At 60.5% G+C, this 11375-nt stretch carries 11 protein-coding genes; 10 read left to right on the top strand and 1 reads right to left on the bottom strand.

Annotation, left to right across the window (positions count from 1 at the left end; genetic code table 11):
- Positions 1–27: 27 nt before the first annotated feature.
- The 5 genes from ABD937_RS22325 (at position 28) to aspS (ending at position 4341) form a co-directional block, all read left to right on the top strand.
- Positions 28–192: a hypothetical protein gene (locus tag ABD937_RS22325; protein ID WP_345258226.1), complete on the top strand. Its 165-nt coding sequence runs from the start codon at positions 28–30 to the stop codon at positions 190–192.
- Between the two features lie 163 nt (positions 193–355).
- Entirely contained in the window at positions 356–682 is a 327-nt protein-coding gene (locus ABD937_RS22320) for a hypothetical protein (RefSeq protein ID WP_345258224.1), read from the top strand.
- A gap of 5 nt (positions 683–687) precedes the next feature.
- Positions 688–1029, top strand: coding sequence for a hypothetical protein (locus ABD937_RS22315; protein WP_345258223.1), 342 nt, complete (start codon positions 688–690; stop codon positions 1027–1029).
- A 116-nt stretch (positions 1030–1145) separates the two neighbouring features.
- Positions 1146–2294, top strand: coding sequence for a glutathionylspermidine synthase family protein (locus tag ABD937_RS22310; RefSeq protein ID WP_345258222.1), 1149 nt, complete (start codon positions 1146–1148; stop codon positions 2292–2294).
- Positions 2295–2505: 211 nt separating this feature from the next.
- Complete coding sequence (gene aspS / locus ABD937_RS22305) at positions 2506–4341, top strand: aspartate--tRNA ligase (RefSeq protein ID WP_345258220.1); 1836 nt, start codon at positions 2506–2508, stop codon at positions 4339–4341.
- 202 nt (positions 4342–4543) lie between these two features.
- Here the strand turns inward: aspS and ABD937_RS22300 are convergent, their stop codons facing one another.
- Complete coding sequence (locus ABD937_RS22300) at positions 4544–5116, bottom strand: hypothetical protein (protein ID WP_345258219.1); 573 nt, start codon at positions 5114–5116, stop codon at positions 4544–4546.
- A gap of 263 nt (positions 5117–5379) precedes the next feature.
- Here ABD937_RS22300 and ABD937_RS22295 point away from each other — a divergent pair, with 263 nt between their 5' ends.
- The 5 genes from ABD937_RS22295 (at position 5380) to ABD937_RS22275 (ending at position 11318) form a co-directional block, all read left to right on the top strand.
- A complete protein-coding gene (locus ABD937_RS22295) occupies positions 5380–6234 on the top strand; it encodes a prolyl oligopeptidase family serine peptidase (protein ID WP_345258217.1) in 855 nt (284 codons plus the stop codon).
- Between the two features lie 232 nt (positions 6235–6466).
- Positions 6467–7357: a prolyl oligopeptidase family serine peptidase gene (locus ABD937_RS22290; RefSeq protein ID WP_345258216.1), complete on the top strand. Its 891-nt coding sequence runs from the start codon at positions 6467–6469 to the stop codon at positions 7355–7357.
- A gap of 78 nt (positions 7358–7435) precedes the next feature.
- Complete coding sequence (locus ABD937_RS22285; protein ID WP_345258215.1) at positions 7436–8308, top strand: DUF4846 domain-containing protein; 873 nt, start codon at positions 7436–7438, stop codon at positions 8306–8308.
- Between the two features lie 98 nt (positions 8309–8406).
- The gene (locus ABD937_RS22280) at positions 8407–9675 is read left to right on the top strand and encodes a replication-associated recombination protein A (protein ID WP_345258213.1); all 1269 of its coding nucleotides are present in this window, start codon (positions 8407–8409) and stop codon (positions 9673–9675) included.
- Between the two features lie 116 nt (positions 9676–9791).
- On the top strand, positions 9792–11318 hold the full coding sequence (locus ABD937_RS22275; RefSeq protein ID WP_345258212.1) for a sensor histidine kinase: 1527 nt from the start codon (positions 9792–9794) through the stop codon (positions 11316–11318).
- Positions 11319–11375 lie beyond the last annotated feature (57 nt).

Raw genomic sequence — 11375 nt, 5'->3', positions numbered from 1 at the left:
GGTTCGGATACACACAAACCTCAGCTCATGAAAAAGAACTGGTACCTGCTTGCAGTGCTGGTCATCCTGGTCGCCTGGCTCCTGCAGGCGGCAACGCTCCTGCCGCTTACCGGCGCCATCCCGATGCCCTTTGCACCGGAGCTGGCCGCCCCGCTACAGGCGCTCTGCACCCTCGACCTCCTGCCGTTCTGATCGACGGAGAAAGGTTGCCATACGCGCCTTTAAGGATCTGCGCCGCTGGCCGACTGTGCTTTGCGCAAGCTCGTTCCCGACCGTCACCTTAAGGACCGGAAGCGGCTACAAGCGGCCGCAGCGCAGTGCCCGTATTTGTTCTAATTTCATCACTTTAATGACTATGATAAAGTTTCTGACCGCTACGGCTGCCCTGGGCCTCCTGCTCGGAGTCGCCGCCTGCTCCGAAAAAAGCGAAGACCTGACCAGCATCGTGAATCACAAAGGCTCGGTGGAGACCGGCATCCAGGTCGAGGATCTCGACGCGTCCCGGAAAGTGCTGGTAACGACCCACAAGGTATGGGTACGCGACACGGTGTACCGCACCCTGGTGTACCGCGACACGCTGCCCGCGCTCGGCACCATGACCACCGAGGCCGAGAACGAGGACGGCGACACCAAGACCGTTTCGGTGGAACGCGATTACGAGATCTACATCACCGTGAAATAACACCTATGAAAAAGTCGAAAGCCATCGAGCTCGTGCTCATCACGGCCGCCCTCGCCTCCTGCAAGGAGCCGAAGAAGGAGTGGGAAAGCGCCAACGGCACCCGCACCTACCTGCGGAGCGACAGCACCGCGCCCTATACCCGCGCCCATTACGGCGGCAACCCCGGAAGCGCACTGCTCTGGTATTATGCGTTTCGTCCGTACGGCGGCTTTTACGGCTCCGGCTACCGGCGCGCAGGGTATTACTCCGGCGCCCTGCACGAAAACTCGAACGTCGGCAACAACGGCGTCAAGAACGGTATCGTGCGCGGCGGGTTCGGACGCGGCGGCTACACCGTGTCTTCCTGACCCGAAGCTTCCGGTCGTCAACCATCCCTCGACCGGCTCAGGATGACAACTGCCCGACTGGCTCGGAAGACAAGGAATGGCTCCGCCAGGTAGCATCACCACTTAAAAAATCAACCATGCAACGCATCATAACGGAGCCCCGCAACGGCTGGCAGGCGGAGGTCGAGAAACTGGGCTTCGGCTTTCATAGTACCGAAGTACCCTACTGGGACGAAAGCGTCTACTACTCTTTTTCGATGGAGGAAGTGCTGCAACTCGAGCGGGCCACCGGCGAGCTCTGGACGATGTGCCTCGACGCGGTGCAGCACGTCATCGACGAGCGGCGCTATAAAGAGTTTGCGATCCCCGAGTGGATCGTGCCTTATCTCGAGCACTCCTGGAACGAGGACCATCCCGCCATCTACGGCCGCTTCGACCTGTGCTTCCGGAACGGGCAGGTAAAGCTGCTCGAGTTCAACGCCGACACGCCCACCAGTCTCTACGAGGCAGGCATCGTGCAGTGGTTCTGGCTCAAGGATAAAGACGATACAAAGGACCAGTTCAACAGCATCCACGAGAAGCTGATCGACTACTGGAAATACCTGAAAGCCTACCTGCGGCCGGGCCCCGTGCACTTCACCTGCCTCAAGGAAACGCTCGAGGACCTCACGAATACCGAGTACCTCCGCGACTGCGCCATCCAGGCGGGGCATGAAACGAAGCTGGTGTTCATCGACGACATCGGCTGGGACGGGCAGCAGTTCGTGGATATGGAAGGCGGGCCGATCCGCAACCTGTTCAAACTGTACCCGTGGGAGTGGCTGGTTACCGAAGACTTCGGCCGCAATATCGGGCAGGACGTACACCGCGCTTTCTGGATCGAGCCGGCCTGGAAGATGATCCTGTCGAACAAGGCTATCCTGGCCGTGCTGTGGGAGCTGTACCCGGATCACCCGCTGCTGCTGCCGGCCTACTTCGAGCCCGGCAAGCTGAGAAACTTCGTGAAGAAGCCGATCCTCGGCCGCGAGGGGGCCAACATCAACATCGTACGCGAAGGCCAGCTGCTGCAGCATACCGAGGGCCACTACGGCAAGGAGGGCTACATCTTCCAGGAGCTCTTCGAGCTGCCCGAATTCGACGGGCACTACCCCGTGATCGGCTCCTGGGTGATCGGGCAGGAACCCGCCGGCATGGGCATCCGCGAAGCCGAGAGCCTCGTGACGGACAACAAGAGCCGCTTTGTGCCGCATGTGATCGGCCCCCTGTCCCCCCAAGGGGGCACTTAGGCCCGGCAAACTTTACGATCACCTGTTTTCCTCAAAGCAGAATGCTCAGGCAAAAGGCCCGGTTTGCTAGTCGAACCGGGCCTTTTTCATCAGCATGTTAGCACATTAACTCATTAGCACATTCCTGCTTTTGGAATGACGGCATCTGTATTAAAGGTTCGACCTAAGTGCCCCCTTGGGGGGACAGGGGGCCGCCCTATCTTTGCGGCCTATGTTTCGTTCTCATACCTGTGGCGAGCTTCGCCTGCAACATACCGGCAGCACGGTGACCCTCTCCGGCTGGGTGCAAAGTGTCCGTAAGTTCGGCGCCATCACCTTCGTAGACCTCCGCGACCGTTACGGCATCACGCAATTGTACTTTAACGAGGAGCTCGCCCCGCAGCTCGACGCCGACCCGCTCGGCCGCGAGTTCGTGCTGCAGGCCACCGGCACCGTTACCGAGCGCACCAACAAGAACCCGAATATTCCGACCGGCGATATCGAGCTCACGATCACGGCCTTCACGATCCTGAACCGCAGCGCCGTGCCGCCTTTCACCATCCAGGACGACACCGACGGCGGCGACGACCTGCGCATGAAGTACCGCTACCTCGACCTGCGCCGCAACGCGGTGAAGAAGAACATCGAGCTCCGCTACGCCGTGAACCGCGCCACGCGCGACTACCTGCACGGCCAGGGCTTTATGGACATCGAGACGCCCTTTCTCATCAAGAGCACGCCCGAAGGCGCCCGCGATTTCGTGGTACCCTCGCGGATGAACCCGGGCCAGTTCTATGCGCTGCCGCAATCGCCGCAGACCTTCAAGCAGCTCCTGATGGTGAGCGGCTACGACCGCTACTACCAGATCGTGAAGTGCTTCCGCGACGAGGACCTGCGCGCCGACCGGCAGCCCGAGTTCACGCAGATCGACTGCGAGATGGCCTTCGTGGAGCAGGAAGACATACTGAATATGTTCGAGGGCCTCGTGAAATACATCTTCAAAGAAGTCAAAGGCATCGATTACCGTGAGGTCGTGGAGCGCACCACCTGGGAAGAAGCCATGTGGACCTACGGCAACGACAAGCCCGACATCCGCTTCGGGATGAAGCTCGCGAACCTTAAATCCGTGTTCACCCGCAACGGCACCATCGAAGCCACCGGCGAGCTGGTCAACGGTGCTGACTTCAAGGTATTCGACGAGGCCGAAACGGTGCTTGCCATCGCGGTGCCCGGTGCTGCCGAATACACGCGCAAGCAGACCGACGAGCTCACCGAATGGGTGAAGCGCCCGCAGATCGGAATGAAGGGCCTCGTGTTCATCAAGTGCAATGCAGACGGTACTTATAAGAGCTCGGTCGACAAGTTCTACCCCGAGGAGCGCCTCAAGGCGATTGCCGATGCGGCCGGCGCAAAGGCCGGCGACCTCGTACTCATACTGGCCGGCGCCGAAGAGCGTACGCGCAAGGCGATCTCCGAGCTCCGCCTCGAGCTCGGCGAGCGTCTCGGCATGCGGAAGAAGGACGAGTTCAAGCTCCTGTGGGTGCTCGACTTCCCGCTGTTCGAATACGATGAGGAGGGCAACCGCTGGGTAGCGCGGCACCATCCCTTCACGGCACCGAAGCCCGACCACATCGCGACGATGATCGCCAACGAGCCGTCGATCGCCAACCCGGAGAAATACCTGGAGCATCCGTATGCGGCGATCAAGGCCAACGCCTACGACATGGTGCTCAATGGCAACGAGATCGGCGGCGGCTCCATCCGCATCTTCCAGCGCCAGCTGCAGGAGAAGATGTTCGCGGCCCTCGGCATGAGCGCCGAAGAGGCGAAGCACAAGTTCGGCTTCCTGCTCGGCGCCTTCGAGTACGGCGCGCCCCCGCACGGCGGCATCGCCTTCGGCTTCGACCGCCTCTGCGCCCTCCTCGGCGGCTCCGAAAGCATCCGCGACTTCATCGCCTTCCCCAAGAACAATTCGGGGCGCGACGTCATGCTCGACGCACCCTCGTCCATCGACGACAAACAGTTCACCGAGCTGCAGATCAAACTGGACCTGCGGAATAATGAATAACGAACACGGAATAGTGAATAACGAATTAAGCCCCGCTCTGCGGGGCTTTTTTAATCTCGGATCTCGGATCTCAGATCTTTGATCTGCCTCTGTGCTGCAGGCATTACGATCGCCACCTTCACTTTTTTGCAAGATCGAAGGCAGAAAGAGTTTTCCATCCGGAACAGATCACACATCCGAGATCCGAGATCTGCGATCCCCGTTAGGGTTGCACCAGGCTGAAGCTCGTGTTGGATGTGTAGCTATACGCCTGCATGTTGGGATACTTGACGCCCTCGGCCTGCAGCGTGCCGTCGGAGGTATAGCGCAGCTTGCCATTGTGTTTCGATACATAGACCCGCCCGCCGGTTGCGCGGAAAAAGTAGTTGCCCTGGCTGGCGCTGTTCATGTCGTCGACGGAAAATTCAACGTGGATACTGTCGGGGCCCGTGTAGTTGGTACGGGTGATGGGATAGGCCTTGTAGCCGCCCTCCGGAACCGCGGCGCGAACCTGGGACTCGGGGTTGCCGCTGAAGAACGCATGCAGGTGGCAATAGTTGTAGCCCAGCGCGTCGAAGCGCTTCGCCAGCCCCATGCTGCTTCCGGACAGGTTCACCTGCACGCCGTCGGCGCTCGCCATGTGATCGGCGTTCTTTATCTTCCAGTAGCTTGTGGTGGGTGGCGAGAAGCTCCCACTGTTGTTGTTTCCATCGGTCCGGCTCGTGTCGTCGGAGCTGTTCTTTTTGCAGGCCGTGAGCGCCAGCAGCAGGCTGGCCGCACCCAGAATCTTCTTCATAGCAGTTATCATTGAGGCCCGAATGTACCGGCCGCCGCAGGCACTGGAAATGTGATAAAAGTAGTAGCAGGAACAGATCTCAGATCTGGGATCGCGGATCTGAGATCTCCCGCCGCGGATGTTAAGAGGCCCGTCACCAGGAGGAATGCTCGAACAGGAACAGATCACACATCCGCGATCGGAGTTCTGACATCCTCTTTAACGGAATGCTAGGGCTTCAGGGCATGTATTTTGACCGCTATCGGGGTACGAAACGTACGCCCATGAGAACCCTGTTTACCCTCCTGATATCCATGATCCTGTTCCAATCCTGCCAGGACGGCAAAAGCACCCGTCCCGCCCTCAACCATATGGCCGCTTACACTCTTCCCGACGTAGCCTACGGCACCGATTCCCTGCAGCGTATGGACGTGTACCTGCCCGCGGGCCGCAGCACGGCCACTACGAAGGCCATGATCCTCGTGCACGGCGGCGGCTGGACCGGCGGCAACAAACGCGACTTCGCGGCCTATATCGAGGCGTTCCGGAAGCGCCTTCCCGACTACGCCTTCTTCAACCTCAATTACCGCCTCGTAGGTGGCCCTACCCTGCTGCCCCAGCAGGAGGATGATATCCGCAACGCGGTGGCCCAGATCACCGGCAAGTCGGCGGAGTACGGGATCAACCCGGACAAGCTCGTGATCCTGGGCGCTTCTGCCGGCGCGCACCTGGCGCTGCTGCAGGCTTACAAGCAACCATCGCCCAAGTTCGCCGCCGTGGTCGACTTTTTCGGCCCCACCGACCTGCAGCGGATGCACGACCAGCCCTGGCACCCGCTCGTTCCGATTGCGCTGCAGATGATCACCGGCAGCAAGCCTTCGACGCAGCCCGACGTTTACCGCAATGCAAGCCCCGTGTCGTTCGTGCGCCCCGGGGTACCGCCCACGCTCATCTTCCACGGCGCCAAGGATAACGTTGTGGACATCTCGCAGTCGCGGGTACTGGCCGACACGCTGAAGGGCGCCGGGGTGTCGCACGAGCTTGTGGTGTATCCCAATGAGCGCCACGGCTGGCAGGGCAACAACCTGAAGAAGTCGTTCGATAAGCTGGAGGAGTTCCTGGAAAAGCACAACCAATAGCAAAGACCCTGCTGGCGCGGGGTCTTTTGGTTTTGGAGGGGTTTGGAGGTTGGCGTTTAACCGTGTAGGAGTACTTTTTTCCGAGAACACCTGAAATACCGGCGCTTTGCTCCGAAACTTCGGAGGGCATCCTGTCAGGCTTTGCCTCGTCGAAACCTCCAAAACCACCAAAACCTCCGGAACCCCCAAAACCTCCTCGTTTTCCCCTAATTTTAGGCTACCATCTAACGCTATGAAGCAATTATTCCTGGCCGCGGCAGCGGCTATTTTATTGGGCACTGCCTGTACAAAACGCGATTCGAAGGACCCCTGGACCACGCCTCCCCTGGCGGCCGACAGCCTGAAGAATGAAAAATACGGCTCCGATCCAACCCAGTCGATGGACGTATACCTGCCCGCCGGCCGCTTCACCAACGAAGGCCGTCCTACCAGCGGCGCCGACAGCAGCACTCCGGTGCTGATCATGATCCACGGCGGGGCCTGGAGCACGGGCGACAAGTCGGAATTCAACCCATACATCCCGCAGATCCGCCAACTGCTGCCGCATTGGGCCATCGCCAACATCAACTACCGCCTGGCCCAGCCGCCCGCCAACGTCTTCCCGACGCAGGAAAGCGATGTGCAGGCCGCCATCAACTACATCTACGCGCGCCGCAGCCAGTGGCACATCTCGGACCGGTTTGCGCTGCTCGGGTACAGTGCGGGCGGACAGCTCGCGTTGCTGCACAGCTACAAGCGGGCAACACCGGTGGCCGTGAAGGCCGTTCTTGCCTGGGCAGGCCCCAGCGATATGGTGGATCTCTACAACTACCAGCCCCCGCAACTCCAGTTCGGCCTGCAGTTCCTGCTGGGCGGCTCGCCGGCTACCAACCCGGTGCTTTACCAGCAGTCGAGCGCCAAAACCTTCGTGGGCCCGCACAACCCGCCCACCTTCCTCGTGCACGGCGGGCTCGACTCGATGGTGCATCACCGGCAATCCGATGCGCTGCATACGCAGCTGGGCACCCAGGGCGTTCCGGCCTCCTACCTGTTTTATCCCAACGAGCTCCACCTCATGCATGACTCGACCATCCGGCGCTCGATGGACTCGGCAACGCGCTTCCTGCGGCGTTACGTTTACTAAGCACATTAAAAGCGGCCCGGCGCCGCTTTTTTTATGGAATAAAGCGGCGGCTGCATCACCGGTGCAAACCACTTACGTATGCTGCCTGCCCGAACAGCCCTGCTGACCACCGTTGTGCTGATGACCTCCTGCTCCGGTTCAGGAAGCGCCGCACCCGCAATGAGTGCTGCCGTCACCGACGAGCGGTCGGCAAAGGATGACCCCACACCCGGCGGCAGCACCGTAGAAACCCGGTTTGCGGCACCGGCCGGCTTTACGCGCAGCGCTGCCGCACCAGGCTCCTTCGGCGCCTACCTGCGGTCACTGAAGCTGAAGCCGGCAGGCAGCCCCGTGCACTATTATAACGGCGCCATCAAAGGCCGCCACGTGCACGCGGCGGTGGTGGACCTCGATGTGGGTACGCGCGACCTGCAGCAATGTGCCGATGCCGTGATGCGCCTGCGCGCCGAGTGGCTGTATGCGCAGGGACAATACGACCGCATCGCCTTCAGCTTCTCCGACGGATTTTCGGCTGCTTACGACAAATGGCGGCAGGGCTACCGCATTGGCGTGCGGGGCAACAGCGCCTATTGGACAAAGAGTGCGGCCCCTTCGACCGCTTATGCCGACTTCCGCAAATACCTCGACGCCGTCTATATGTACGCCGGCACGCTCACCCTGTCCCGGCAGCTGCAGCAAAAGCCGGTGGCGGAGCTCGCGATCGGCGACGTGTTCATCCGCGGCGGCTCGCCCGGCCACGCCGTGATCGTGGTGGATGTGGTGGAGGACGCGCGTGGCGGGCGGCGCTTCCTGCTTGCGCAGAGCTATATGCCCGCCCAGGAGATCCATATCCTGAAAAACCCAAACAGCACCGACGGGAGCCCCTGGTACGATGCAGGCTTCGGCTCCGTGCTCGAAACACCCGAGTGGGACTTCCGGGCTTCGGAATTGAAGACCTGGCCACACGAATAGGTTTAGAAGGTTTAGGCGGTTTAGAAAGTTGCGTGCGCCAGCCAACCTCCTAAACCTTCTAAACCTCCTAAACCCTTACCTGCCCGTACCTTTCGGGAATGAATCCCTCGGCACCCTTAGCAGAACGCATGCGCCCGGAGCGGCTCGAAGACCTGGCCGGGCAGCAGCACCTCACCGGCGACGGCTCCATCCTCCGCAAGGCCATTGAAAGCGGCCGCATCCCGTCGATGATCCTGTGGGGACCACCCGGCACCGGCAAGACCACCATCGCCCACATCATCGCCCATACCCTCAGCGTGCCCTTTTTCCAGCTGAGCGCCATCTCGGCCGGCGTAAAGGAAGTGCGCGAGGTGATCGCCCAGGCACAGAAGCTTACCGGCGCGGTGCTCTTCATCGACGAGATCCACCGCTTCAATAAAAGCCAGCAGGACGCGCTGCTCGGCGCCGTGGAGAAAGGCACCATCACCCTCATCGGCGCCACCACCGAGAACCCCTCCTTCGAAGTCAACTCGGCCCTCCTGAGCCGCTGCCAGGTGTACGTGCTGAAGTCCATCGCGCCCGATGACCTCGTGACCCTGCTGCGGCAGGCGATGGAGCGCGACGAATGGCTGAAGGGAAGGAGCATCGACCTGCAGGAAACCGAGGCCTTGCTCACCATCTCGGGCGGCGACGCGCGCAAGCTGCTCAACCTCTTCGAGCTCGTGGTGGACGCGCTTTCGGCCGATACGCCTATTGTGATCACGGACGCGGCGGTGATGGAGGTGGCGCAGCAACGCATCGCCCTCTACGATAAGAGCGGCGAGCAGCACTACGACATCATCTCGGCCTTCATCAAGAGCATGCGCGGTTCCGATCCCAACGGCGCCATCTACTGGCTCGCCCGCATGGTGGAAGGAGGCGAGGACGTGAAGTTCATCGCCCGCCGCATGGTGATCTTCGCCTCCGAAGACATCGGCAACGCCAACCCCACGGCACTCGTGCTCGCCAACGCCTGCTTCGACGCCGTCAACAAGATCGGCTACCCGGAGTCGCGGATCATCCTCGCGCAATGCTGCACCTACCTCGCCTCCTCGCACAAGAGCAACGCTTCCTACATGGCCATCGAGGACGCCATCTGGACCGTGCAGGAAAAAGGCGACCTACCAGTGCCGCTGCATGTGCGCAACGCGCCCACCGGGCTCATGAAGCGCATGGGCTATGGCAAGGGCTATAAGTATGCACACGACTTCGAAGGGAATTTTGCCGACCAGGAATTTCTGCCGGAGGAGATCAAAGGAACGGCGTTCTACATGCCCGGGAAAACCCCACGCGAAGAAGAGTTGCGCAAGTACCTGAAGAGCCGCTGGCAGGAGAAATACGGATACTGAAGCCGCTTCGGTACCAGGCACACCGCTCCAGAGCCCAGTGGCCGCATCTGTTCTGATCCGGCGCTTTGATCGCCTGCAGGATTTCCCTCAAAACAGTAGTTATTTCGTAACGGCGCTTGGTCGGATTATTGTGGAAGCAGGGCATGGACTCGTTCATTAATGAAAAAGAGCACCAGCTCCTGCTCGACGCGATCCGCGAGCACGCCATCTTCATGATGGACACCGAAGGCAACATCAACTCCTGGAACGAAGGGGCGCGCCGGCTTAAAGGCTTTGAAGAAGAAGAAGTGATGGGCCGGCATTTCCGGATGCTCTTCCGGCCCGAGGACCTTGCCGATGGACGTCCCGAGCGCGAGATCCGGAAAGCCCTTGAAACCGGCAAATACGAAGAAGAATGGTGGCGCCTGCGCAAAGACGGCTCCCGCTTCTGGGCCCACGTCATCCTTCACCCCATCTTCGACGACCATGGCACCCACATCGGGTTCGCCAAGATCACATCGGACATCAGCCGGTACAAGCAGACCAACGAGCTCAACCGCTTTCTAATGAACGAGGTAACGGGCTTTGCCATCTTCCTGCTCGACCCGAACGGAAAAATTGCGCAGTGGAGCAAGGCTGCGGAGAGCATCATGGGCTTCACCGAAGCGGAAGCGCTCGGCAGGTCACTCTCCCTGCTGTACGTGCCGCGCGAAGACAACGCCCTGGAAACCGACGTGCTCCGGCACCTGGAACAAGCAAGTTCCGGCCGCTACGAGGAGGAGTCGTGGAAGGTGCGGAAGGACGGCAGCCAATTCTGGGCCAACTACATCATCACCCCGCTGCACAACGGCGATGGCGACGGCTACGTAGTGATGATCCAGGACCTCACCGAGCGACGGGCCTACGAGCAGGAGCAAAAGACAAGCCGCCTGCTCGCCGCCTCCAACAAGCAACTTGAGCGCTTTGCCTTTGTAGCCAGCCACGACCTCAAGGAGCCCGTGCGGAAGATCTCCGTGTTCTGCCACATGCTGCGGGCCGAAACGCCGCAACAGGAGGCGCTGATCAACAAAATACTGGCCGGCTGCAAGCGAACCGTGGCACTGCTCGAAAATATTCTCGAACTCTCCCAGGTCAAGGAGGAGCTGCCGTCCGAAAAAAAAGACCTCGATCGTATTCTCGACGAGGTGCTCAATTTCTTCGCGGAGTCGATCCAGGAAAAAAAGGTCCACATACAGCGCACGCCCCTGCCCCCGGCACCAGTCATCGCCGCACAGTTCGAGCAGCTGCTGATCAATCTGCTGGGCAATGCGCTGAAGTTCGCGCGCACGGATGGCGTGACGCCGACGATTACTATGTCAGGAACGATCGTTGCGAAGGAAGGGCTGGGGCCCGGGCTTCGCAACGCCATCGTGCACCGCGACCAGTATCTGCAGCTGCAGGTGTGCGACAACGGCATCGGGTTCGGACAGGAGCAGTCGCAGAATATTTTCGAATTGTTCATCCGCCTTCATGGCAGCGAGGCGTACGAAGGCAACGGTATCGGCCTTTCGATCTGCAAGCGGATCGCCGAAAACCACGGCGGCCATATCGACGCGTTCGCCGAGGCCGGCCGCGGCGCCTGCTTCGTGGTAACGCTGCCTTATAGTAGCGGGACTGAAAAATGAATTTCGGGTGATGAAAAATTTTCCATCCTGAATTGAACGCACGGGGAAGCCGCTTCC

The organism is Flaviaestuariibacter amylovorans (assembly GCF_039541815.1).
Lineage (GTDB): Bacteria > Bacteroidota > Bacteroidia > Chitinophagales > Chitinophagaceae > Flavisolibacter > Flavisolibacter amylovorans.
This window is presented reverse-complemented; position numbering and strand designations above follow the sequence as displayed.

Coding starts and splice junctions, on each gene's coding strand:
- ABD937_RS22325 (WP_345258226.1), top strand. CDS start 28: ATGAAAAAGAACTGGTACCTGCTTGCAGTGCTGGTCATCCTGGTCGCC.
- ABD937_RS22320 (WP_345258224.1), top strand. CDS start 356: ATGATAAAGTTTCTGACCGCTACGGCTGCCCTGGGCCTCCTGCTCGGA.
- ABD937_RS22315 (WP_345258223.1), top strand. CDS start 688: ATGAAAAAGTCGAAAGCCATCGAGCTCGTGCTCATCACGGCCGCCCTC.
- ABD937_RS22310 (WP_345258222.1), top strand. CDS start 1,146: ATGCAACGCATCATAACGGAGCCCCGCAACGGCTGGCAGGCGGAGGTC.
- aspS (WP_345258220.1), top strand. CDS start 2,506: ATGTTTCGTTCTCATACCTGTGGCGAGCTTCGCCTGCAACATACCGGC.
- ABD937_RS22300 (WP_345258219.1), bottom strand. CDS start 5,116: ATGAAGAAGATTCTGGGTGCGGCCAGCCTGCTGCTGGCGCTCACGGCC.
- ABD937_RS22295 (WP_345258217.1), top strand. CDS start 5,380: ATGAGAACCCTGTTTACCCTCCTGATATCCATGATCCTGTTCCAATCC.
- ABD937_RS22290 (WP_345258216.1), top strand. CDS start 6,467: ATGAAGCAATTATTCCTGGCCGCGGCAGCGGCTATTTTATTGGGCACT.
- ABD937_RS22285 (WP_345258215.1), top strand. CDS start 7,436: ATGCTGCCTGCCCGAACAGCCCTGCTGACCACCGTTGTGCTGATGACC.
- ABD937_RS22280 (WP_345258213.1), top strand. CDS start 8,407: ATGAATCCCTCGGCACCCTTAGCAGAACGCATGCGCCCGGAGCGGCTC.